Origin of the sequence: Frigoribacterium sp. VKM Ac-2530 (genome assembly GCF_015350835.1) — a bacterium.
GTDB lineage: Bacteria > Actinomycetota > Actinomycetes > Actinomycetales > Microbacteriaceae > Frigoribacterium.
Window position 1 is genome coordinate 1,652,526 of the sequence record NZ_JADKSE010000001.1, and the last position, 22,775, is coordinate 1,675,300.

Consider the following 22,775-nt stretch of genomic DNA (forward strand, 5'->3'; position numbering starts at 1 on the left):
GTGGACATCTGCGGTCGGCTGGCGTAGAAAAGGGGCACAGCGGGACCAACCACCCCGCCGGCCGGGCCCAACCACCCCGGCAGCAGCTCAGCGACCGAAGAAGGTGCGCCGTGGATCAGACGGCCGAGGGGACGATGCGGCGACCGGCCGCGCTCTCCTTCGTGCGCCTCCTCGTGGTCTCCGGCCTGGCCGCTCTCGCGGCCGTGGTGCTGAGCCTGTTCTTCTCGTCGACGTCTGCGTCGGCGGCACCGGCCGCTCCGCCGGCCGACTCGTCGTTGCTCGGCGGCGTCACCTCGGCGGTGGGCGGTGCCGTGCAGTCGCTCGACGCTCCCGTCGCCGCTGTCGGGACGACCGCAGGAGGCGCGGTGTCGACGGTCACGCAGGTCGCCACCCAGGCCACCGCGGTCGCTCCCCCGGTGCAGCAGGTCGTCCAGGCCGTGGCGCCGGTGGTGCCGCAGGTCGTGCAGCACGTGGCCGCCGCAGCGCCCGTCTCGAGCGTCGTCGCCCCCGTCGCGCAGGTCGTCGACACGGTCGTCGCCGCCACCCCCGTCGTCCCCGCCGTCGTCGGCCAGGCACCGGTCTCGACCGTCACGGCCCCCGTCGCGGGCGTCGTGGACACGGCGCTCGACAGCACGGGCGACGCCGCGGCAGCACCTGCCCCGGGCCTGCCCGGCGTGCCGGTCCCGCCCGTGACGACTCCCCTGCCCGACCTGCCCGGCACCCCTGGCACGCCGGGTGCGTCGATCGACGGCTCGCCCTCCTCGGCCCCCGCCTCCGGCGTCGCGGCCGGCGACGACGCGGCCGCCGCGGCCCTGGCCGACCAGGCGACGGCCGGCTCCGCCGACGTGGTCGCGGCCGACCCCGCCAGCGTCCTGCGCGACCGCATCGCGGCCCAGGCGTCCGATGTCGGTGCTGGTTCCCCCGCAGCCGCGGGCGCCCCGGCTCCCGTCTCTCCCCTGCCCGGCGACGACCGCTCGCCCCTCGGCGACGACGGCCTCCCGGGCCTGCCCTCCGGCAGCACCGGGTCGACCGGCTCCGGCTCGGCCGGCGCGGGTGCCGGCTCGGCGGGAGCCGTCGTCGGCGACGCGGCCCGCCCCTCCTCGCTTCCCGGTCTCGCCGTCTCGGCGGGCTCCGCGGACGGCGACGACGATCTCCCGTCGACGCCCACGTACGACACCGACAGCTCCCCCGACTGAGGTCGGTCGCGTCGTCAGGGCCCTGCTGCACCCGCAGCCGGCCCGACAGCAGGCACCTGCCTGCCGACGACACACGCGACCACGCCGCGAGACCGCGGCACCACACCTCATCTCATCTTGGAGTTCGTCATGAACAAGTACGTCTCGAGAGGGCTCACCGGAGCGCTCTTCGTCGGAGGCCTCTGGGCCCTCGGAACCACCGCCGCGAACGCGGCACCTGCCACCACCGGAGACGACGGGCTGCTCTCGGGCACCCAGATCGGGGCCGTCGTCGACGCCCCCGTGTCGGCGCTCGGCAACGCGATCTCGGTCGTCGGCGACAGCGCCGCGACGGCACCTGCGGCCCCTGCCGCACCTGCCCCTGCTCCTGCCCCCGCCGCCGCACCGGCAGCGGCACCGGCTCCGGCTCCGGCACCCGCGCCTGCCCCGGTCACGACGACCAGCGGCGACTCGGGTCTGCTCTCGGGCACGCAGGGCATCGTCTCGGTCGACGTGCCGATCACGGTCACCGACAACGCGATCTCGGTCGTCGGCGACACGGCCAGCACGGCTCCGGCCGCGCCCGCGGCTCCTGCCGACGCGGCTCCGACCGCACCGGTCGAGGCTCCCGCGGCGACCACCTCCGGCAGCGACTCGATCGGCGGCGGCACGCAGGCCCTCGTCGACGTCGCCCTGCCGGTGACGATCTCGGGCAACGGGCTGTCGCTCCTCGGCGACAGCTCCAGCACGGGCGCCGGCGCACCGGTGACGACGACCCCGACCACGTCGACCCCGGCGACTCCCGGGGCGACGACGAGCGGTGAGGACTCCGTCCTCGGCGGCACGCAGATCGTCCCCGGCGTCTCTGTGCCGGTCACGATCGGCGGCAACGCGGTCAGCGTCCTCGGCGACAGCAGCTCGACCGGCACCACGCCGGTGGTCGGCACGACGCCCGCGACGGGCTCGGGTTCGTCCGGAGCAGGCTCGACGGGCACCACCTCGGGCGACGACGGCATCCTCGGCGGCACCCAGATCATCCCCGTCGTCACCGCTCCCGTCACCGCCGGCGGCAACGCCGTCAGCATCATCGGCGACAGCAGCTCCACCGGCACGGGCACCGGCACCGGCACCACACCCGCGACCGGCACGGGCACCGTCACCACGCCCAGTACCGGCGGTACGACCACCGGCGACGACAGCGTCCTCGGCGGCACCCAGATCATCCCCGTCGTCACCGCTCCCGTCACCGCCGGCGGCAACGCCGTCAGCATCATCGGCGACAGCAGCAGCACCGGCACCACCACCGGCACGGGCACCGGCACCACGCCCACCACCGGCACCGGCACCGGCACCACCACCTCGGGCGACGACGGCATCGCCGGCGGCACCCAGATCATCCCCGTCGTCACCGCTCCCATCACCGCCGGCGGCAACGCCGTCAGCATCATCGGCGACAGCAGCTCCACCGGCACGGGCACCAGCACCACGCCCGCCACCGGCACCGGCGGCACCACCTCGGGCGACGACGGCATCGCCGGCGGCACCCAGATCATCCCCGTCGTCACCGCTCCCGTCACCGCGGGCGGCAACGCCGTCACCGTCATCGGCGACAGCAGCAGCACCGGCACCACCACCGGCACGGGCACCACGCCCGCCACCGGCACCGGTGGCACCACCTCGGGCGACGACGGCATCGCCGGCGGCACCCAGATCATCCCCGTCATCACGATCCCGATCGACCTCGGCGGCAACGCCGTCACCGTCATCGGCGACAGCAGCACCGACCCGACGGGCACCACCGGCACCACGCCCGTCGACCCCGGCACCCCCGTCGACCCGACGGACCCCGGCACCCCGGTGGTCCCCGTGACGCCCGCCTTCCCCTTCGACCCGTCGGACCCCACCACCCCGACCACTGAGGGTGACGGCGACGTCCCGACGACCGGCGGCGGCGAGGTCGTCGTGACGACCGACTCCGGCACCGGCGTGGTGACCGCCTCGACGGCCGGACGCATCGTGTCCGTCTCGACCGCCTCCTCGGCTGGTCAGCCCGTCGCCGCGGCGGCCGACACCTCGGCCCTCGCGTTCACCGGCAGCGAGTCGACGGGCGGCCTCGCAGCCGGCCTGCTGGCCCTGCTCGCCGGGCTCGGACTGCTGCTCGCGGCTCGCCGCCGGGCACGCGCCTGAGCGACGACGCGATCGCACCCGCGATCGCGACGGCAACAGCAACAGCAACAGCAACAGCAACGGCAACAGCAACAGCAACAGCGACAGCTCCGCACGGCGGCGCACCGCAGACCGGTTCAGGGCCTGCGGTGCGTCGCCGTGCGCCCCCGCGCCCGTGCCCCGAGGCCGCGCTAGGTTGTCGCTCAGGGCCCGCTCGGGCCACGGGGCATCGACACGGGGGACGCATGGCCGACAGCAGCTACGACTACTTCTTCACGGGACCGCACGACGACTCGCGCAGGCTCGTCGACCACGTGGCCCAGGCGCAGGGGTTCCGGCTCGAGCAGATGCCGAACGGCAGCACCAAGGCCGTGCGCGGCGACCTCACCAAGACGCTGTTCCTGGGGGTCTTCGCCGGCAAGGCGTTCCACGTCGTGCTCTGGCTCCAGTACTTCGTCGACGACTCCGACCGCCTCGTCGTGCGCCTCAGCCGCGACCTCGGCACCGGCCTCGTCAAGGGCGGGGCGCTCGGGGCGGCCCGGTCGCAGGAGGCGTTCGCCGAGCTCGCCCACGCCCTCGGCCGCGCGTCGACGGGCGGGCAGCTCGACCCCGGCGCGTACCCGCAGGGCACCCCGCAGCCCTAGCCCGGACCTCAGCCCGGTGAACCGGCGGGAACTGCCCTCGGCCACACCTCGGAGAGCAGTTCTCGTCGGATCGACCGGCCGAGCGCCGGCCAGCCCGCGCCGGCCAGCCGCGCCGGCCGAGCGCCGGCTAGCCGGGCACCCCGTCGACGTACAGCCACCGGCGCGAACGATCACGGACGAACCGGCTGACCTCGCGCTGCACCTCGGCGTCCCCGTCGACCCGGCGGTGCGCCGCGAACTCGACCACGCCCTGGTCGTCGAGGGGCCCGCCGCGCTCGGTCCGCAGCACGTCCAGCCGGAACCACCGCGCGGCCGGGTCGAGCTCCAGCTCGTCCGGACGGGTCGACGGGTGCCACGTCTCGAGCAGCCAGCTGACGTCGCCGACGGCGAACGCCGAGTACCGCGAGCGCATCAGCCGCTCGGCGGTGGGAGCCGGCACGACGTGCGCGTGCAGGGGCCCGCAGCACGCACCGTAGGTCTCGCCGCTCAGGCAGGGGCAGCGTGCGGAGTCGTCCATCCGTCCATCATCGCCGACCCCGGCGGGCCGACGTGCAGCCGACCGAGCCCAGGAGGCGCGGCGCGGCTGCCCGGCCGCCCCGCACCTCCTCGGCTCCCCCGCCCTGGGTCGGCCTCGGCCCCTCAGGCGGCCGTGCCGCCGATGTTCACCATCCAGTGGATGCCGAACCGGTCGTCGAGCTGGCCGAAGCTGTCGCCCCACGGCGCCTTCGCGAGCTGCTCGTGGACCGTGCCGCCCTCGGCGAGCGCGGCGAACCAGCCGGTCAGCCGGTCCTCGTCCTCGGCGGCGCCGAAGAGCGACAGCGAGATCGCGTTCTCGCTCTCGAGCGGGACCGAGTCGGGCCGGTCGGCCGCCATGAGGAGGAGCCCGTGCGGAGTCGCGAGCTGCCCGTGCATGACCTTGTCGCCCTCGCCCTCGCCGCCCATGCCGAACTCGGAGTAGCTGCTGTAGGTGGGGTCGCCGCCGAACACGGAGGCGTAGAAGTCGAGCGCCTCGCGGGTCTGGGTGCGGAACGCGAGATACGGCGTGAGCTGGACGGACATCGGTGCTCCCTCGGTCGTGTCGCCGGCACGTCGGGAGGGCGACGCGGGCCGGCGACCACGCTGCCTCCCGGCATGATGGCAGCGTCGAGGAGGCGCCACCACCCCCGGCCGGGTCGGCCCCGAACTGGGCGTGACCCCGCGTCGCGCGCCCTGTCACAGTTGACGGATGGCCACCCCTCCGCCCCCTGGCACCCACCCCGTGCTCGAGCCGGAGCTCGTCTTCGCGCACGTCCGGGCCCGCCTCGAGGCGAGCACGATCCACGGCGACCCGCGCGGCGGCCGGGAACGACTGCCGCGGCTCTCCCGATCGGCCACCGCGAAGGCGCTGACGGCGGGCGGGTTCCGCACCCTGACCGGCCTGAACGTGTCGCCGTCCGACCTGAACAAGGACGGCACGCAGTTCCTCGACGACACCGAGACCGTCCTGCTCGAGACCCTGGCGCTCGGCCGCCGCTTCTACGGCCTCTACGTCGAGCCGCAGAACCCCTCGCATGAGCAGTGGGACGCGGTCACCGCGATGTTCGCCGAGCTCGGCGCCAAGCTCGACGCACGCCTCGGGCCCATCGAGCAGTTCCTGGCCTAGCCGCGCCGACCGCTCGTCCGGTCGTGCGGTCGGTCGCGGAGGAGGCGGTGGCGGCCAGTAGGGTCGGCGCATGTTCGCCCTTCTGCCCGGAGCCCTGCGCGTCGTCCACCTGAGCGACTCCCACCTGAGCGGCGACGGGAGCCTGCACCAGGGGTCCGTCGACACGCTCGCCGCCCTCGACCGCGTCCTCGCCGAGGCGGCCCGGGTCGACGGCGTCCGGCTGATCGTCGGCTCGGGCGACCTGTCGGACGACGGGAGCACCGCCTCCTACGCCCTGCTGCGCGACCGGCTCGGGGCCTGGGCCGCGAGCCGGGAGGGGCAGGTCGACGTCGTCCTCGTGCCCGGCAACCACGACCTGCGCGCCGGCTTCACGGAGGTGCTCGGCGACGGCCATCTCGCGCACCGCGCGCAGCCGCACGGCGCGCAGCCCGACGCCGCGCGCCCCGTCGACGGCCTCTCGCTCGTCGAGGGCTGGCGCGTCGTCACCCTCGACACCTCGGTGCCTAGGGCCGGCTACGGCCTGCTGCGGCCGGAGCAGCTCGACCGGCTCCGCGGCCTGCTCGCCGAGCCGGCGCCGCGCGGCACCGTGGTCGTGCTGCACCACCCGCCGCTCCCCGCGCCCACCACGCTGCACCAGTCGCTGGCCCTGCAGGCCCCGGAGGCGCTGGCTGAGGCGATCGAGGGAACGGACGTCCGCGTCGTCCTCGCCGGCCACTACCACCGCCACGTGGTCGGCTCGCTGGCGGGGGCGCCCGTGCTCGTGGCCCCGGCGGTCGCGAACGAGACCGACGTCTGCGCACCGCACGGCACTGAGCGGGCCGTGCGCGGGTCGGGGTTCCTCATCGTCGACCTGCTCCCCGACGGCTCGGTGCGCTCGACGCCGGTGCGGGTGCACGACGATCACGACGGCGACGAGGTGTTCGTCCTCGACGAGGAGGCGGTGCGCGCGATCGCCGCGGCCGCCGGCGCCCCGGCCCCCGCCTGATCCCTCGCGTTCCCTCCCCCTGACCACTCGAGTTGCCCCGAACGGTCGCCTCCTCGACGGCCAGGCAGCCGTTCGGGGCAACTCGACGTGCCCGCGACGGGGGCGGGCGACCTCGGGCGGCGGCCGGTGCCGGGCGACGGCCCAGGCGCGCCGCGTAGGGTCGAGGCGACGTCGGGTCCGCGTGGGCGGGCCGAGGCGTCCACACCTGTCCGAGAGCTATGCGAGGGAGACCGCAGCATGCGCGTGGTCGTCGTCGGAGCCACCGGCAACCTGGGCACGGCCCTGTTGACGCGGCTCCAGTCCGAAGCCGACGTCACCGAGCTGGTCGGCATCGCCCGCCGTGCGCCCCGGACGGCCTCGCCGCCGTACGGCGACGTCCAGTGGTTCACCCTCGACGTCGGCGACGACGCCTCGCCCGACCGGCTGGCCCGCGCCTTCGTCGGCGCCGACGCCGTCGTGCACCTCGGCTGGGCGCTGCAGCCGAGCCACGACCGCGACGCGATGTGGCGCACCAACGTCGTCGGGACCCGCCACGTGCTCGACGCCGTCGCCCTGGCCGGGGTGCCGCACGTGCTCGTCGCGTCGTCCGTCGGCGCCTACAGCCGCGGCCCCAAGTCGCGTCGCGTCTCGGAGTCCTACAAGACCAAGGGCGTCCGCCGGTCGAGCTACTCGAAGCACAAGGCGGTCAACGAACGGCTGATGGACGCGTGGGCCGTGGCACACCCCGACGTCGTCCTGACGCGGATGCGTCCCGGGCTCGTGTTCCAGCCTGCCGCCGCGAGCGAGATCATCGGCCTGTTCCTCGGCCGCTGGGTCCCGACGCGGTGGATGCAGCACCACCGCCTCCCCTTCCTCCCCCTCGCGCCGCGCTTCGTGTCGCAGGTCGTGCACGCCGAGGACGTCGCCGACGCCTTCTGGCGCGCGATCGACCGCCGGGTGGGCGGGGCCTTCAACCTCGCGGCAGAGCCGATCGTCGACCCGCAGATGGTGGCCGAGGCGTTCGGCACGCGGCTGCTGCCCGTGCCCTACCGCGTGATGCGCGCCGCGGCGCTCGTGACGTGGCTGCTGCGCCTGCAGCCGACGGAGCCCGGCTGGCTCGACATCGCCGCCAAGGTCCCCGTCATGTCGACGGACGCCGCGCGCGAGCAGCTCGGCTGGACGCCGCGGTACTCCTCCGGCGACACGCTGCGCGCCTTCGCCCGCGCGATCGGCCGTCGCGACTCGCACGCCGGCTCGCACCCGCTCAGCGGCTGACGGCCGCGAGGGCGCTGCCGACCAGGCTCAGAGCGTGATCGTGAGCAGCCCGTCGTCGCCGAGCTCGACCGCGGCACCGCGGTAGTCGGCGACGCGCGTCAGCCCCTCGGAGGCCGGCCCGTCGTGGTCGCCCACGACCACGACCTGAGCCCCGGAGGCGCGTGCGGCCTGCAGCCCCGCCTCCGCGTCCTCGAAGACGACGACATCGCCCGGCTCGACGCCCAGCAGCTCGGCCGCCCGCAGGTACCCGTCGGGAGCGGGCTTGCCGACGGGAACGTCCTCGGAGGCGAGCACGACCGCGGGCAGCCCGACCCCCGCGACGGCGGTGCGGCTCCGCGCGATGTTCCCCGGCGCGCTCGTCACCAGCGCGACGAGCTGCACGGGCAGCGCGGCGACGAACGCGGCCGCGCCGGGGATCTCCACCACGCCGTCGGGGGCCTCGCCCTCGACCGACAGCAGCGCGTCGACGTGCCGGAGCACCGCCTCCTCGTCCAGCTCGGGCAGGAACCGCCTGACCGTGTCCGCGGTCTGCCGACCGTGCGCGAAGGCGAGCACCTCGCCGGGGTGCAGGCCGAGCGGACCGCACCACTCGGTCCAGATGCGCTCGACGAGGGCCGTCGAGTCGACGAGCGTCCCGTCCATGTCGAAGACGACCGCCCGGGCGGTCAGGGTCGTGCGGGGCTGCTCGGGGCTCATGGCGTCAGTCTGTCGCACGACCCTGGCGGGACGGCCGTGGACGGCAGGGTGGTGGCCGGCGCGGTCGTGGGCAGGACGGGGGACCTCGCCGGGGTACGGGCCGCGCCGGGGGGCTCCGTGCAGCCTGTGCATGCCGTGCGCGTCCGCCGGCCCCCTTCCGGGGGACTCGACGGAACGCGTAGCCTTGTCGGGTCGGGACCTCACCGGTCCCACAGGATGTCGTGCCTCGCGAGCGTTCCCTGCCCGTGAAGCTCACGCTCGCGGAGCGGCATCCGGGTCGCGCTCCTCGCTCGAGGGGCGCGGCCCCTCCTCGGAGGGGACGGCCAGCCGGCGGCGTCAGGCCGGGAGGCGACGGGCCCGGCGGCGACGTGTCGCGAGCCTGCCCCTCGTGACCCTCCGCAGCGATCGTCCCTGCGTGAAGCTCCGACAGTGCGGAGAGCCACGTGCCTGCTCGAGGCGGGCTCCGCCAGCCTACGGCCGCAGGCGACTCCCCGACAGGGGTTGACTCTGACGAAAAAGCCTGGTCACCATCCACTTTTGCTAGACACTCTGACTAGTCCGCCTAGCGACTGTCCCGTGGTCGCGGTGCGCTGCTAGCGTCGCCCCCATGACCGACGCCCCTCCTCCCGTGCTCGTGATGATCGACCGAGCCGCCGCGGGCGGACCACCGCTCGGTCCGGGCGAGACGGGCTGGCGAGTCGTCGAGCCGTCCGAGCGCACGATCCACGTCACCGACCTCGGCGTCACCCGCGGCGACGGGATCTTCGAGGGCCTCGGCGTCTCGCACGGCTCGATCCAGGCCCTCGAGCCGCACCTCGCCCGGCTCGCCCGCTCGGCGGCCCTGCTCGACCTGCCCGAGCTCGACCTCGACGTGATCCGGGCCGCCTGCCTCGAGTCGGCCAGGCTGCACGAGCCGGCGCCGCTCCTCCTGCAGAAGCTCGTCGTGACGCGGGGCATCGAGGGAGGCGACGGGTCGCCCACGGCGTGGGTGCGCACCGAGCTGATGCCCGACCACGACGCCGAGCGCGTGCACGGCATCCGCGTCGTGTCCCTCGACCGCGGCTACCGGCACGACGTCGCACAGACCTCGCCGTGGCTGCTGCAGGGCGCCAAGACGCTGTCGTACGCCGTCAACAAGAGCGTGCTGCGCGAGGCCGCCCGCCGAGGAGCCGACGACGTGCTCTTCGTGAGCAGCGACGGCTACGCGCTCGAGGGGCCGTCGGCGTCGCTGATCGCGCGCCTCGACGGCGTGTACGTCACGCCGCGCACCGACCAGGGGATCCTCGAGGGCACGACCCAGGCCGCCGCCTTCGAGGTGCTGCGCTCGCTGGGGCACGAGGTCGCCGAGGTGCTGCTGCCGATGGACGAGGTGCGCCGGGCCGACGCGCTCTGGCTCGTCTCGAGCGGCCGGCTGGTCGCGCCGCTCTCGTCGCTGGACGGCGAGCCGGTGCCGATCGACGCCGAGGTCACCCGGCAGCTGGCCGACGCGCTCGTCGACCGGCGCGTCTGACGCGGCGCGTCCGAGCGACCACGAGCGCGGCTCACGTGGTGGTGCGGGTATCCGCGACACGAACAGTACTTAGGTGAGCTAGACACTTCCGGGGTCGACTGCGATGGTGGGGACGTGCCGATTCACGGCGGCGCAGCCATCATCCGCAGTTCGATCAGGCGTTCGCAGGGCGCCGGGAATGAGCCGAACATGTCCGCAGCGACCCCCCGCTCCCCTCTCCGCTCCGTGTCGGCCCGCGACCTCGCCGGCCTCGTCCCGGAGCAGCTCGTCCAGCACGTCCGCTCCCGGGTCGACGTCACCACCGACAGCTCCTACCGACGCGAGTCCAGCGTCGCGCCGGCCCGCATCGGCGCGTACCCGAAGCGCCGCCGCACCGCGCGGACGCCCCGCGTGCCCGTCGTCGCCGCCGGCCCGTCCTACGCCGACTTCTTCGTCGAGCCCGCGCGGCACCTCGCGACGGCCTGACGCCGTCGACCCGACCACACGCCGGAGGGCGGGCACCCTGGGTGCCCGCCCTCCGGCGTCCTCGTCCGCGGTCCTGTTCCCGGGACCGGCGTGACCCGACCCGAGGAGGCGACGCGCGCCTCCTCGGGTCAGCTCTCGCCTGGTGCCCCTAGGAGGCGCGGCTGCGGAGCAGCGTGAAGCTCGCGTCGCGCACGAGCAGCGTCGTCACCGGGCCCTCGACCTGCTGGTCGGGATCGCTCGAGCTGGCGAGCTCCCACTCGCCGTGCGGCGCCTCGGGCACCTGGAACTCGACGACGCTCGTCGAGCCGTTGGTCAGGTAGGCGAAGGCATCGGCGTCCTTGTGCGTGAGCACGAAGGTGATCGCCTTGTTCTCGCCCTGCTGCCAGTCGCCCGTCGAGAACGAGTGGTCGTCGGCGCGGCGCACCTGCACGTGGTCGTCGCTCTCGACCTCGGGCGCGTAGCGGAACCAGTCGGGGCGCAGCGCCGGGTTCTCGCGACGCAGCGTGATCAGCTCGGTCGTGAAGGCGAGCAGGTCGCGGTCGGCGCGCTCCCAGTCGAACCACGAGATCTCGCTGTCCTGGCAGTAGGCGTTGTTGTTGCCGCCCTGGCTGCGCGCGATCTCGTCGCCGCCGAGGATCATCGGCACGCCCGCGCTGATCAGCAGCGTCCCGAGGAAGTTGCGGCGCTGGCGGTCGCGGTACTCGTTGACGGCGCCGTCGTCGGTCGGGCCCTCGACGCCGCCGTTGAACGACTTGTTGTCGCTCTCGCCGTCCTGGTTGTCCTCGCCGTTGGCGTCGTTGTGCTTCTCGGCGTACATCGTCAGGTCCGCCAGCGTGAAGCCGTCGTGCGCGGTGACGAAGTTCACGCTCGAGAGGGGCGAGCGGCGCGAGTCCTCGTAGACGTCGGGGCTGCCGAGCACGCGGTCGGAGAAGGTCGACAGGACGCCGGGCTCGCCGTTCCAGAACTCGCGGACGTCGTCGCGGAACTTGCCGTTCCACTCCGACCAGTCGGCCGGGAAGCCGCCGACCTGGTAGCCGGCGGTGTCCCACGGCTCGGCGATCATCTTGACGCTCTGCAGCACCGGGTCCTGGTGGATCAGCGTGAGGAACGCGCTGTGCTCGCTGGCCTCGCCGCCCTGACGCGTCAGCGTCGTCGCCAGGTCGAAGCGGAAGCCGTCGACGTGCATCTCGGTGACCCAGTAGCGCAGGCTGTCCATGATCAGGCCGAGCGCCGCCGGGTGGCTGACGTTCAGGCTGTTGCCGGTGCCGGTGGTGTCGAAGTACGCCGACTCCTCGCCCTCGACCAGGCGGTAGTACGACGCGTTGTCGATGCCCTTGAACGAGATCGTCGGGCCCATGTGGTTGCCCTCGGCCGTGTGGTTGTAGACGACGTCCATCCACACCTCGAGGCCGGCCTCGTGGAAGGCCTTGACCATGGCCTTGAACTCGGCGACCTGGCCGCCTCGCGTGCCTGCCGCCTCCGAGGCGTACTCGTCGTGCGGGGCGAAGAAGCCGATGGAGTTGTAGCCCCAGTAGTTGCGGAGGCCCTTCTCCTCGAGGTGGCTGTCCTGCACGAACTGGTGCGTGGGCAGCAGCTCGACGGCGGTGACGCCGAGGTCGGTGAAGTACTTGATCGCGGCCGGGTGCGCGAGGCCCGCGTAGGTGCCGCGGATCTCCTCGGGAACGTCCGGGTGCTGCTGCGTGAAGCCCTTGACGTGCACCTCGTACACGACCGTGTCCTCGAGGGCGGTCAGCGGGCGCTCGTCCGAGCCCCAGTCGAAGTCGCGGTCGGCGATCACGTTGCGCGGCATCGCCGACGCGGAGTCGGTCGTGTCCATCGTCTCGGGCTCGTCCATGTCGTGGCCGAAGACGGCCTGGCCCCAGTCGAACCGGCCGTCGAGGGCCGTGGCGTAGGGGTCGAGCAGCAACTTGTTCTCGTTGTGCCGGAGGCCGGCGGCCGGGTCCCAGGGGCCCGCGACACGCAGGCCGTAGCGGGAGCCGACGCGCGCCTCCTCGACGACGGTGTGGAACACGTGGCCGGTGCGCTCGGTGAGCTCGAAGCGGGTCTCGGTGCCCGCGGTGCCGCCGGTGCCGTCGGTGCCGTCGTCCGCGTCGTCGAACAGGCAGAACCAGATCTTGTCGGCGGTCTCGGAGTACACGGCGACGTGGGCGCCGCCGCCCTCGAGGGGCGTGACGCCGAGGGGGTAGGGCAAGGAGCGAGAAGCGGTCATGCACCAGACATACAGGCTGCGCGGCTGCGGGGGCCAAGCTGAGCGCCCGGCCCGCTGTACCCCGCCGCCCCGCGCGCGCTCCGCGCGCCGCCGCGCCTCGCGCCCCGCGCCGCCGGCCCTGAACCGCGTTCCGTTCAAAGCACCTCGTTCTAACGCGGTTGTGTGAACGGATCGAGGTTCGTCACGCCCGTGCGGCAAAGCGGCGGGCCGCTGCACGGACCGCGGAGGACACGTGCCGGGGGTCGAGTGGGATGCCCGCTCGGCGCAGATGGCCCGCCAGCCGCTCGGGGTGGACGACGTCCGCGTACTCGCAGTGGACGACGCGGCGCACGCCCGGCGCCCCGAGGAGGCGGTGGTCGCGCCGGTTCTGCTCTCGCGCGACGTCCGCAGGGCTGCGTCCAGCCAGCATCGCGGGGTCGGTCAGCTTGACGAAGCCGTCGAGCTCGACCGCCGTCTCGTGTTCGGCGAGGAACGTGTCGACGCGGCCGGCATCCCGCCCGTCGACACGGAGCACACGCTGCAGGGCCACCTCGCCGACGCCGAGCTCGTGGAGAGCGAGACGGAGCAGCGACTCGCCTCCGTTCTCGGCCCAGGGGGACGCGAAGGCCAGCGCCCGGCGCGCTGCCGTCCCGCCGCGTCGGCCGGGTGCTCCCAGCTCGTTCGACAAGCTCGCCCGCCACCTCTCCAATCGCGCATCGACTTCCGGGCCCTCGTCGTGGCCCTGAGGCAGCACCAGACGACGCAGCACCGCGTCGAGGCAGAGGACGGCGTCGTCGAACCGGGCGGTGAGAGCGATGTCCGTGGCGGTCCGGACCAGCGAGGTCACCGTGAGGTCGCCGATGCGCTCCACGTCGGATGCGACGGTGGTCCCAGGCCGGCGGCACAGGTGCGTGGAGCGCTGTGCGGTCGCCCGATGTGGATCGACGACGTGGACGACGTCCGGCAGGGATCCGACACGGGGCAGCGCCCAGACCGCACCAGCCGACATGTGAGAGACGACGCATCTGCGGCCGAGACCGGCGGCGACAGCGCGGCACAGCAAGACGTGGCGGCCACGCGCATCGAGGCCGGCCACCAACAGGCTCGGGACGTAGACACCGCGATGGAGTCGCGTCAAAGCGCCGGACGACGCCCCGCGCCGCAGGGCGAGCGTCTCCTTGGCACCGTCTCCGTGCGTCGCAGCGAACGACAACGGGACATCGAACGGGCTCTGGACTGATGACATGGCCCGAGCGTGGCTGACGCGGTCATCGAGACGGCAGCACCTCCTCCTCGACTGTCAATCGTCCAGCCCGCCTCGGCTCTGTGGAGGGTCCACTCCGAACCATGTTCCGTTCAAAGAACCCCGTTGCTTCGCGGTTCTTTGAACGGAGCACGGTTCGTAGGGGGGGGGGGGAGGCGACCGGAGGCGGTGGGCAGGCGAGCTGGGGCAGGGCGCGGCGGCTAGCTGACGTGCACGTCGGGGCGGCGCGAGCGGTGCGGCTCCGCCTGCCGCAGCACCTCGCGCGTCACGGGCGCCACCTCGCCGGCCCCGGTCACCAGGAACCGCCCCATGTTCGACAGCGGGCTGCCCTCGGTCCATTCGAAGTAGACGTCGGGCACGACCCCGGTCTCGTCGCGCACCGCGAGCAGCACCGACGCGATCGTGTTGGGCACGGCGCCGCTCGTGACGCGCAGCACGCGGTAGCCGTGCACGACGCAGCCGGTGACCTCGAGGTCCTCCTCGAAGTCGGACGAGTCGCCGGGGTGCACCTCGAGGAAGATCACGGGCGAGCGCTGCGGGATGCCGCTGTACTTGCGCTCGGCGCTCAGCTTCTTCTTGTAGATCTCGGCGACCTCGCGGCCCGGCTCGTGCGCGATGATGCGGATCGAGCCGTACTCGTCGGCGTCCTCGCGGACGTAGCCGAGCGACGTGTCGTCGAACGAGATCGACGTCGCGCGCAGCTGGAACGACCGTCGCACCCGCGAGATCAGCGACACCGCCATGATGCCCACGATGAAGATCGCGGCGATCCGGACGCCGTCGGGGCGCTCGACCACGTTGACGACGGTCGTGTAGACGAAGACGACGGCGATGACGCCGAAGGCGACGGTCCGCTTGCGCTGACGCGCCCGGCGCGCGGACAGGGTCACCGCCACGGAGGCGCTGGTGATGAGCACGAGCACCCCCGTCGCGTACGCCCCGCCCTGGGCGTCCACGTCGGCGTCGAACACGATGGTGATGACGAAGGCGATCACGGTGAAGACGAGCACGAGCGGCCGCACCGCCCGCGCCCACTGCGGCGCCATGCCGTAGCGCGGCAGGTAGCGGGGCACGATGTTGAGCAGCCCCGCCATCGCCGAGGCGCCGGCGAACCAGAGGATGCAGATGGTGGCGACGTCGTAGAGGGTGCCGAACCCGTTGCCGAGGTAGGCGTGCGCCAGGTAGGCGAGCGCGCGGCCGTTCGCCTCGCCTCCTGACCGGAACTCCTCCTGCGGGATCAAGAGGGTGGTCACGAAGCTCGACAGGATGAGGAACGAGCTCATGATGATCGCGGCCGACGTGAGCAGGCGGCGAGCACCGCGGATCCGGCCGACCGGCTGCTGCGGGGTGTCGCTCGCGTCGCCGGTGATCTGCGGCATGACGGCGACGCCGGTCTCGAACCCCGACAGGCCGAGCGCGAGCTTCGGGAACACGATCAGCGCGATGCCCACCATGACCAGCGGGTTGCCGTGCTGCACGGTCAGCGCCTGCCACCAGTTGCCGATGACGACCGGGTTCTCGGCGACGTGGGCGAGCGCCACGGCGATCACGACGAGGTTGAGCGCCAGGAAGACGCCGACCAGGACGACGGCGATGCCGATCGCCTCCTTGAACCCCCGGAGGAACACCGCGGCCAGCAGCGCCACCAAGAAGAGGGTGATCGGCACCTCGGCGCCGTGGAACCACGACGGCGCGAAGGGGTTCTCGACGGCGTGCGCGGTGGCGTCGGCGGCCGAGAGGGTGATGGTGATCATGAAGTCGGTGGCGGCGAAGCCGAGCAGCACGAGCACGAAGACCTTGCCGCCCCACCAGGGCAGCAGGCGCTCGAGCATCGCGATCGAGCCCTCGCCGCGGGGGCTCTCGCGGGCCACGCGGCGGTAGACGGGCAGCGCGCCGAAGAGGGTCAGCAGCACGAGCACGATCGTCGCCAGCGGCGAGAGCAGGCCGGCCGCGACGGCGGCGATCGCCGGCTGGTAGCCGAGGGTCGAGAAGTAGTCGACCCCGGTGAGGCACATGACGCGCCACCACGAGTGCGTCTTCTCGACGGTGGTGGCGTGCGGCCCCTGGTGGGCGCCGCTGTTCTCGGAGAGGCCGCCCAGCAGCCAGCCACGGAGGCGCGACCCCGACGTGCGGGAGAGCGCCGGTTCCAGCGCGTCGGCGTCGCGCTGCTCGGACGTCGTGGACACGGTGACCTCTCGTCGCTCGTCGCACCCGGGACGGCTCGACGGAGCAACGCTACGCCCGGCGCGAGGCGGCTCGGGGCGGTCGGCCGTAAGGATGTCGTGAGGACTTCGGACGTCCGCAGCAGACGCCCAGCGAGCCCACGGCGGGCACGCAGGTCGCGTGCGGGGCAGCCCGGCGACGGTCTCGGCGGGCAGGCTCCTCTGAGGTCTGGCTCCTCTGGGGTCAGGGCTTCTCGGCGCCTCCGTCCGGCACGAAGCGGTAGCCCATGCCCAGCTCGGTGACGAGGTAGCGCGGCTCGGCCGGCACCGGCTCGAGCTTCTTGCGCAGCTGCGCGAAGTAGAGGCGGAGGTAGCCCGTGTCCTTCGCGTGGAACGCCCCCCACACCTGCGTCAGCAGGGTCTCGCGGGTGACGAGCTTGCCGGGGCTCTGCAGCAGGAGCTCGAGCACGCGCCACTCGGTCGGCGTGAGGCGCACGAGCTCGCCGGCGCGGGTCACCGTCGTGGCCGACAGGTCGACCCGCACGTCGCCGAACTCGACGACGGGCGCGTCGTCGTCGCCGGGAGCGAGGCGGCGGGTGAGCGCTCGGATCCGCGCGAGCAGCTCCTCCATCGCGAACGGCTTCGTCACGTAGTCGTCGGCGCCGGCGTCGAGCGCCTCGACCTTGTCGGCGGCGTCGGTGCGCCCGGAGACGACGAGCACGGGGGCCGTCGACCAGCCGCGCAGGCCCGCGATCACCTCGACGCCGTCGAGCCGCGGCATGCCGAGGTCGAGCATGACCAGGTCGGGGTGCTGCGTCATGGCGACGTCGAGCGCCTCGCGACCGTCGGACGCGGTGTGGATCTCGTAGCCGTGGGCGCCGAGGGTCACCTTGAGCGCCCGCAGGATCTGCGGGTCGTCGTCGGCGATCAGGATCTTCACGGGCCCTCCTCGACGACGGTACCGCCCGCAGGAGGCGCCGATCGCGCTCCTGACGTAGGGATCCCGTGAGGATCCGCGCCGGCACCCGGGGCAGGGGCCTCGGGCAGCGAGACGACGGCGGTGAGCCCGCCGCCCGGGGTGTCGTCCATGGTGAGGGTGCCGCCCATCGCCTCCGTGAACCCCATGCTCAGCGCCAGGCCGAGCCCGAGCCCCGTGGAGTTGTCGGTGTCGCCGAGCCGCTGGAACGCGACGGTGATCTCGTCGCGGCGCTCCGGCGGGACGCCGGGCCCGCGGTCGACGACCCGCACCTCCACCCGGCCGGCGAAGCCGCTGGTCGAGATGCGCACGAGGGTGCCGTCGGGCGAGTGGCGGAGCGCGTTGTCGAGCAGGTTGACGAGGACGCGCTGCAGCAGCACGGCGTCGGCGACGACGGCCGGCACCGAGGCGCGCAGCGCCAGCTCGACGTCGGCGGGCCCGAGGCCGAGCTCGTCGAGCGCCCCGAGCACGACGTCGTCGACGTCGACCACCGCCGTGCGGACGGCGAGCGCGCCGGCCTGCACCCGGCTGACGTCGAGCAGGTTGGTGACGAGGGAGGACAGCGACTCCAGGCTCTCCCACGCGGTGGCGAGCAGCTCGTCCCGGTCGGCGTCGCTCCAGTCGACGCCGGGCTGGCGCAGGCCGCTGACGGAGGCGGTCGCCGCGGCGAGCGGGCGGCGCAGGTCGTGCCCGACCGCGGCCAGCAGCGCGCTGCGCATCCGGTCGACCTCGGCGAGCGGCGCGACCTGGCCGGCCGTGCGGGTGAGCGCCGAGTGCTCGAGCGCCGCCTCGACCTGCGCGGCGACCACGGCGAGGAGGCGTCGGTCGCCCGCCTGCAGCGGCTCGCCCGTGAGCTCGAGCACGCCGTGCTCCCCGGCGGGCAGCGTCGAGACGTCGGCCGAGGCACCCGCAGCAGGCGCACCGGCACGTGCACGAGCAGCAGCCCCACCCGCACGTGCACCAGCAGCAGCAGGCCCCTCGCCCGCGACCCCGCTGTCGCCGAGCACCTCGTCGCCCGACAGCACCCGCACCCGCCTCAGCCCGAACGCCTCGCGGGTGCGCGCGACGAGCGCCTGCAGCGCGTCCTGCCCCCGCAGCACGCTGCCCGACACGGTCGCGAGCAGCTCGGTCTCGGCGAGGGCCCGGGCCGCCGACCGGCTGCGCCGTGCCGCCTGGTCGACGACCCAGCTGACGATGGCGGCGTTGAGCACGTAGAGCACGAGCGCGAGCAGGTGCAGCGGCTCGGCGATCGTGACGCTGTAGATGGGCGCGATGAAGAAGAGGTCGAGCGTGACGCCCGACAGCAAGGCGGCGAAGAGCGCCGGCCAGACGCCGCCGGTCACCGCGACGACGACGACGAGCAGCTGGAACAGCAGCACGGTGCCCGCGATGCCGTCCTCGGTGCGGTGCCCCGCGAGCAGCCAGGTGAGCAGCGGCCCGACGACGGCCGCGAGCACGAAGCCCGTGGCGACCCGCGAGCGCGACAGCGCCCCGCCGAGCTTGGGCAGCGACCAGCCCCGGCCCGCCGCCGAGTGCGTGACGATGTGCACGTCGAGCTGGCCCGACTCGCGGATCACGGTAGCGCCGATGCCCGGCCCCGTGACGAGCGACCCGAGCCGCCCGCGTCGGCTGACGCCGATCACCAGCTGGGAGGCGTCGGCCCCCTTGGCGAAGTCGACCAGCGCCCTCGGCACGTCCGAGCCGACGACCTGGTGGTAGCTGCCGCCGAGCTTCTCGACGAGGGCGCGCTGGGCCGCGAGCGCGCCGGGCGCGCCCTGCCGGAGGCCGTCGGGGGTGCTCACGTGCACGGCGATCAGCTCGCCCCCGGCGCTGCGGGCCGCGATGCGCGCGGCGCGACGGATCAGCGTCTCGCCCTCCGCGCCTCCGGTGAGGGCCACGACCACGCGCTCGCGCGCCTCCCACGCGGCGTCGATGCCGTGCTCGACGCGGTACGCGCGGAGGGCGCTGTCGACCTCGTCGGCGAGCCAGAGCAGGGCGAGCTCGCGCAGCGCCGTGAGGTTGCCGAGCCGGAAGTAGTTCGAGAGCGCCGCGTCGACCCGGGCGGCCGGGTAGACGTCGCCCGCCGCGAGCCGGTCGCGGAGCGCCTGCGGCGCCAGGTCGACGACCTCGATCTGGTCGGCCGCGCGCAGCACCGCGTCGGGCACGGTCTCGTGCTGCGCCGCGCCGGTGATCTGCTCGACGACGTCGGCCAGCGACTCGACGTGCTGCACGTTGACGGTCGACACCACCGAGATGCCGGCGTCGAGCAGGGCCTGCACGTCGCGCCAGCGCTTGTCGTGCCGGGAGCCCGGGGCGTTGCTGTGCGCGAGCTCGTCGACGAGCGCGACCTGCGGCGCCCGGGCGAGCACCGCCTCCAGGTCCATCTCGTCGAGCTCGACCCCGCGGTGCACGTGCCGCTCCCGCGGCACCACCTCGAGGTCGCCGAGCCGGGCGGCGGTCGCTGCCCGGCCGTGGGTCTCGACCACGGCCACCACGACGTCCTTGCCCTCGTCGCGCAGCCTCGCGCCCTCCTCGAGCATCGTGAAGGTCTTGCCGACGCCGGGAGCGGCGCCGAGCAGCACCCGCAGCCGACCTCGTGTCATGCGCCCAGCTTCGCACGCGCCGCCGACACGTCCGTGGCCGCGCACACGGCGACGCCCGCGGCACGGGCCGCACCCGCCGCGCGCGTCGCACCGGCGGCAGCCGCCGCCCTCACGACCCGAGCTCCGCCAGTGCGGCGTTCAGCTCGAGCACGTCGACCGTGGGCTCCCCCAGGTAGCCGAGCTCGCGGCCGTGCACGTGCTGCTCGACGAGCTCGCTCACCTCGTCGACGGGCAGCGACCGCGCGGCGGCGACGCGCTCGACCTGCTGACGCGCCCACTCGGGCGAGATGTCCGGGTCGAGGCCCGAGGCCGAGGCGGTCAGCGCGTCGACGGGCACCGACGCGGGGTCCACCCCGTCGAGGGAGGCGACGGCGGCGCGGCGCTCCTCGATCGCCGCGATCAGGTCGGCGTTCTCCGGCCCGAGGTTGCTGCCGCTCGACGCGCCGGCGTCCCAGCCGTCGCCCGCCGCAGAGGGACGCGACTGGAACCACTCGGGCAGGGCGGCCCCGTCGGCGTCGACGAACGACTGGCCGAGCAGCGACGAGCCGACCACCTCGCCGTCCACCGTGAGCCGGGAGCCGTCGGCCTGGTGCGGCAGCACGAGCTGACCGACGCCGGTGACGAGCAGGGTGTAGCCGAGGCCGAGCACGACGGTCGCGACGACCATCGCGCGGAGTGCCGTGCCGTACTGGCGCAGCGTCGAGCGGGTGTCCATGGGGTTCCTTCTTCTGGTGGTGCAGGTGCGGTGCGGGAAGCGGTGGTGCAGGAGGATCGGGCCGGGCAGGAGGCGCGCGCTCAGTACCCCGGGATCAGCGCCACGACGAGGTCGATCAGCTTGATCCCGACGAACGGCGCGACGACGCCGCCGACCCCGTAGACGAGCAGGTTGCGGCTGAGCACCTGCGAGGCCGAGGCCGCGCGGTACGCGACGCCCCGCAGCGCCAGCGGGATGAGCACGACGATGACGAGCGCGTTGAAGACGATCGCCGAGAGGATCGCCGAGGCCGGCGAGCTCAGCTGCATCACGTTCAGCACCCCGAGCCCCGGGAACACCCCGGCGAACATGGCGGGGATGATCGCGAAGTACTTGGCGACGTCGTTCGCGATCGAGAACGTCGTCAGGGCGCCCCGGGTGATCAGCAGCTGCTTGCCGATCCGGACGATGTCGATCAGCTTCGTCGGGTCGCTGTCGAGGTCGACCATGTTGCCGGCCTCCTTCGCGGCCGACGTGCCCGTGTTCATCGCGACGCCGACGTCGGCCTGGGCGAGGGCCGGGGCGTCGTTGGTGCCGTCGCCGGTCATGGCGACGAGCGCGCCGCCCTCCTGCTCGCGGCGGATCAGCGCGAGCTTGTCCTCCGGGGTGGCCTCGGCGAGGTAGTCGTCGACGCCGGCCTCGGCCGCGATGGCCTTGGCGGTGAGCGGGTTGTCGCCCGTGATCATCACGGTGCGGATCCCCATCGTGCGCAGCTCGGCGAAGCGCTCGCGCAGGCCGTCCTTGACGACGTCCTTGAGGTGGACGACGCCCAGCACCCGGCGCTCACCTGAGGCGTCCGCGACGGCGACGACCAGCGGCGTGCCGCCCGCCTCCGACACGGCGTCGACCAGGCCGCGCAGCTGCTCGCGCCGGTCTGCGGGCAGGGCGCGCGCCTCCTCGGCCCAGGCGACGACGGAGGCGGCGGCCCCCTTCCGGACGACGCTCCCGTCGGGCAGGTCGAGGCCGCTCATGCGGGTCTGGGCGGTGAACGGCACGACGACGCTCCCGTCGCCGGACGAGCCCGCCGCGCCTCCCTCGTGCCAGCCCGTCGTGAGGGCGAGGTCGACGATCGAGCGGCCCTCGGGGGTCGGGTCGCTGAGCGACGCGGTCGCCGCGGCGTCGACGAGCTCGCCCGGGGCGACCCCGTCCAGCGGCACGAACTCCGACGCGCGCCGGTTGCCGTAGGTGATGGTGCCCGTCTTGTCGAGCAGCAGGGTCGTCACGTCGCCCGCGGCCTCGACGGCCCGGCCCGACATCGCGAGCACGTTGCGCTGCACGAGGCGGTCCATGCCGGCGATGCCGATGGCGCTGAGCAGCGCGCCGATCGTCGTGGGGATGAGGCAGACGAGCAGGGCGATCAGCACCGGGATGCTCACCGACGCGTCGCTGTAGGCGGCGATCGGGTTCAGCGTCAGCGTCACGACGACGAACACGACCGACAGGCTCGCGAGCAGGATGTTCAGCGCGATCTCGTTCGGCGTCTTCTGCCGCGAGGCGCCCTCGACGAGGCGGATCATCCGGTCGACGAAGGTCTCGCCGGGCTTGCTCGTGATGCGCACGACGACGCGGTCGGACAGCACCCGGGTGCCGCCGGTGACGGCGCTGCGGTCGCCGCCCGACTCGCGGATCACCGGGGCGGACTCGCCCGTGATGGCCGACTCGTCGACGCTCGCGATGCCCCAGACGACGTCGCCGTCGCCCGGGACGACCTCGCCGGCCACGACCACGGCGACGTCGCCGAGCACGAGGTCGGCCGACGACACCTGCTCCGAGGAGGCGCGCTCGGCCGAGGGGTCGCCGGTCTCGTCCCACGCAGCCACGCGTCGCGCCGTCGTGCTGGTCCGTGTCGCCCGGAGCGTCTCGGCCTGCGCCTTGCCGCGGCCCTCGGCCACGGACTCCGCGAGGTTCGCGAAGACGACGGTCGCCCAGAGCCAGAGCGCGATCGCCCAGGTGAACGAGCCGGGCACGGCCGAGCCGCCGGAGGTCTGCGGGCCGGCGAACAGGCCCGCGACCGCGAGCACCGTCGTGTACGCGGCGCCGACCTCGACGATGAACATGACGGGGTTCCGCCACATCAGGCGGGGGTCGAGCTTGCGGAGCGCACCGGGCAGCGCCGCGGCGAGCTGGGCGACGCTGAAGGCGCCGCCCCGGGACGAGCCCGAGCCGGTCGTGCCGTCGGTCGCGCCGTCGGTCGTGCCGTCGGCGCCCTGCTCGGTGGTGGTGGAGGAGTCGGCGGGCGAGCCGGTCGGTGTGTCGGTGGAGGTGGCCAT

The 22,775-nt window shown here is 73.9% G+C and carries 18 protein-coding genes; 8 read left to right on the plus strand and 10 right to left on the minus strand.

Annotation, left to right across the window (positions count from 1 at the left end; genetic code table 11):
- Positions 1 to 110: 110 nt before the first annotated feature.
- From ITJ48_RS07775 to ITJ48_RS07785, 3 genes are all read left to right on the plus strand, one after another.
- Positions 111 to 1,196: a hypothetical protein gene (locus tag ITJ48_RS07775; RefSeq protein WP_194613052.1), complete on the plus strand. Its 1,086-nt coding sequence runs from the start codon at positions 111 to 113 to the stop codon at positions 1,194 to 1,196.
- A gap of 129 nt (positions 1,197 to 1,325) precedes the next feature.
- Positions 1,326 to 3,362, plus strand: coding sequence for a hypothetical protein (locus ITJ48_RS07780; protein ID WP_194613053.1), 2,037 nt, complete (start codon positions 1,326 to 1,328; stop codon positions 3,360 to 3,362).
- Positions 3,363 to 3,586: 224 nt separating this feature from the next.
- A complete protein-coding gene (locus ITJ48_RS07785) occupies positions 3,587 to 3,985 on the plus strand; it encodes a hypothetical protein (RefSeq protein ID WP_194613054.1) in 399 nt (132 codons plus the stop codon).
- Between the two features lie 127 nt (positions 3,986 to 4,112).
- On the opposite strand, the gene ITJ48_RS07790 is transcribed toward ITJ48_RS07785, so the two are convergent.
- Entirely contained in the window at positions 4,113 to 4,502 is a 390-nt protein-coding gene (locus ITJ48_RS07790; RefSeq protein ID WP_194613055.1) for a YchJ family protein, read from the minus strand.
- A 122-nt stretch (positions 4,503 to 4,624) separates the two neighbouring features.
- Positions 4,625 to 5,044 (minus strand): VOC family protein, encoded by a 420-nt coding sequence (locus ITJ48_RS07795; protein WP_194613056.1) that lies wholly within the window; start codon positions 5,042 to 5,044, stop codon positions 4,625 to 4,627.
- Between the two features lie 166 nt (positions 5,045 to 5,210).
- Here ITJ48_RS07795 and ITJ48_RS07800 point away from each other — a divergent pair, with 166 nt between their 5' ends.
- The 3 genes from ITJ48_RS07800 (at position 5,211) to ITJ48_RS07810 (ending at position 7,866) form a co-directional block, all read left to right on the plus strand.
- Complete coding sequence (locus ITJ48_RS07800) at positions 5,211 to 5,627, plus strand: hypothetical protein (protein WP_194613057.1); 417 nt, start codon at positions 5,211 to 5,213, stop codon at positions 5,625 to 5,627.
- Between the two features lie 70 nt (positions 5,628 to 5,697).
- Positions 5,698 to 6,612 (plus strand): metallophosphoesterase, encoded by a 915-nt coding sequence (locus tag ITJ48_RS07805; protein ID WP_194613058.1) that lies wholly within the window; start codon positions 5,698 to 5,700, stop codon positions 6,610 to 6,612.
- 237 nt (positions 6,613 to 6,849) lie between these two features.
- A complete protein-coding gene (locus ITJ48_RS07810; RefSeq protein WP_194613059.1) occupies positions 6,850 to 7,866 on the plus strand; it encodes an NAD-dependent epimerase/dehydratase family protein in 1,017 nt (338 codons plus the stop codon).
- A gap of 27 nt (positions 7,867 to 7,893) precedes the next feature.
- Here ITJ48_RS07810 and ITJ48_RS07815 read toward each other — a convergent pair whose 3' ends face one another.
- Entirely contained in the window at positions 7,894 to 8,562 is a 669-nt protein-coding gene (locus ITJ48_RS07815) for an HAD-IA family hydrolase (protein WP_194613060.1), read from the minus strand.
- A gap of 607 nt (positions 8,563 to 9,169) precedes the next feature.
- Between ITJ48_RS07815 and ITJ48_RS07820 the strand changes: the two genes are divergently transcribed.
- Entirely contained in the window at positions 9,170 to 10,072 is a 903-nt protein-coding gene (locus tag ITJ48_RS07820) for an aminodeoxychorismate lyase (protein ID WP_194613061.1), read from the plus strand.
- 189 nt (positions 10,073 to 10,261) lie between these two features.
- Positions 10,262 to 10,537 carry a hypothetical protein gene (locus tag ITJ48_RS07825; protein ID WP_194613062.1) on the plus strand — a complete coding sequence of 92 codons (276 nt, stop codon included), beginning with the start codon at positions 10,262 to 10,264 and terminating at the stop codon, positions 10,535 to 10,537.
- 148 nt (positions 10,538 to 10,685) lie between these two features.
- Here ITJ48_RS07825 and glgX read toward each other — a convergent pair whose 3' ends face one another.
- The 7 genes from glgX to kdpB all read right to left on the minus strand — a co-directional run bounded on the left by glgX (position 10,686) and on the right by kdpB (position 22,775).
- Entirely contained in the window at positions 10,686 to 12,767 is a 2,082-nt protein-coding gene (gene glgX / locus ITJ48_RS07830; protein ID WP_194613063.1) for a glycogen debranching protein GlgX, read from the minus strand.
- A 181-nt stretch (positions 12,768 to 12,948) separates the two neighbouring features.
- A complete protein-coding gene (locus ITJ48_RS07835; RefSeq protein ID WP_194613064.1) occupies positions 12,949 to 13,959 on the minus strand; it encodes a hypothetical protein in 1,011 nt (336 codons plus the stop codon).
- A gap of 251 nt (positions 13,960 to 14,210) precedes the next feature.
- The gene (locus tag ITJ48_RS07840; RefSeq protein ID WP_194613409.1) at positions 14,211 to 16,160 is read right to left on the minus strand and encodes an APC family permease; all 1,950 of its coding nucleotides are present in this window, start codon (positions 16,158 to 16,160) and stop codon (positions 14,211 to 14,213) included.
- A 256-nt stretch (positions 16,161 to 16,416) separates the two neighbouring features.
- A complete protein-coding gene (locus ITJ48_RS07845; protein ID WP_192042448.1) occupies positions 16,417 to 17,112 on the minus strand; it encodes a response regulator transcription factor in 696 nt (231 codons plus the stop codon).
- Positions 17,109 to 19,751 carry an ATP-binding protein gene (locus ITJ48_RS07850; protein ID WP_194613065.1) on the minus strand — a complete coding sequence of 881 codons (2,643 nt, stop codon included), beginning with the start codon at positions 19,749 to 19,751 and terminating at the stop codon, positions 17,109 to 17,111. The genes ITJ48_RS07845 and ITJ48_RS07850 overlap by 4 nt, the downstream gene beginning before the upstream one ends.
- 109 nt (positions 19,752 to 19,860) lie before the next feature.
- Positions 19,861 to 20,466: a K(+)-transporting ATPase subunit C gene (kdpC, locus tag ITJ48_RS07855; protein WP_192042446.1), complete on the minus strand. Its 606-nt coding sequence runs from the start codon at positions 20,464 to 20,466 to the stop codon at positions 19,861 to 19,863.
- Between the two features lie 80 nt (positions 20,467 to 20,546).
- Positions 20,547 to 22,775 (minus strand): potassium-transporting ATPase subunit KdpB, encoded by a 2,229-nt coding sequence (gene kdpB / locus ITJ48_RS07860; RefSeq protein ID WP_194613066.1) that lies wholly within the window; start codon positions 22,773 to 22,775, stop codon positions 20,547 to 20,549.

What these genes read in the sequence shown, in the direction of transcription:
- glgX (WP_194613063.1), bottom strand. Translation starts at nt 12,767, where the DNA reads ATGACCGCTTCTCGCTCCTTGCCCTACCCCCTCGGCGTCACGCCCCTC.
- ITJ48_RS07805 (WP_194613058.1), top strand. Translation starts at nt 5,698, where the DNA reads ATGTTCGCCCTTCTGCCCGGAGCCCTGCGCGTCGTCCACCTGAGCGAC.
- kdpC (WP_192042446.1), bottom strand. Translation starts at nt 20,466, where the DNA reads ATGGACACCCGCTCGACGCTGCGCCAGTACGGCACGGCACTCCGCGCG.
- kdpB (WP_194613066.1), bottom strand. Translation starts at nt 22,775, where the DNA reads ATGGCCACCTCCACCGACACACCGACCGGCTCGCCCGCCGACTCCTCC.
- ITJ48_RS07825 (WP_194613062.1), top strand. Translation starts at nt 10,262, where the DNA reads ATGTCCGCAGCGACCCCCCGCTCCCCTCTCCGCTCCGTGTCGGCCCGC.
- ITJ48_RS07800 (WP_194613057.1), top strand. Translation starts at nt 5,211, where the DNA reads ATGGCCACCCCTCCGCCCCCTGGCACCCACCCCGTGCTCGAGCCGGAG.
- ITJ48_RS07790 (WP_194613055.1), bottom strand. Translation starts at nt 4,502, where the DNA reads ATGGACGACTCCGCACGCTGCCCCTGCCTGAGCGGCGAGACCTACGGT.
- ITJ48_RS07785 (WP_194613054.1), top strand. Translation starts at nt 3,587, where the DNA reads ATGGCCGACAGCAGCTACGACTACTTCTTCACGGGACCGCACGACGAC.
- ITJ48_RS07815 (WP_194613060.1), bottom strand. Translation starts at nt 8,562, where the DNA reads ATGAGCCCCGAGCAGCCCCGCACGACCCTGACCGCCCGGGCGGTCGTC.
- ITJ48_RS07820 (WP_194613061.1), top strand. Translation starts at nt 9,170, where the DNA reads ATGACCGACGCCCCTCCTCCCGTGCTCGTGATGATCGACCGAGCCGCC.
- ITJ48_RS07850 (WP_194613065.1), bottom strand. Translation starts at nt 19,751, where the DNA reads ATGACACGAGGTCGGCTGCGGGTGCTGCTCGGCGCCGCTCCCGGCGTC.
- ITJ48_RS07780 (WP_194613053.1), top strand. Translation starts at nt 1,326, where the DNA reads ATGAACAAGTACGTCTCGAGAGGGCTCACCGGAGCGCTCTTCGTCGGA.
- ITJ48_RS07795 (WP_194613056.1), bottom strand. Translation starts at nt 5,044, where the DNA reads ATGTCCGTCCAGCTCACGCCGTATCTCGCGTTCCGCACCCAGACCCGC.
- ITJ48_RS07810 (WP_194613059.1), top strand. Translation starts at nt 6,850, where the DNA reads ATGCGCGTGGTCGTCGTCGGAGCCACCGGCAACCTGGGCACGGCCCTG.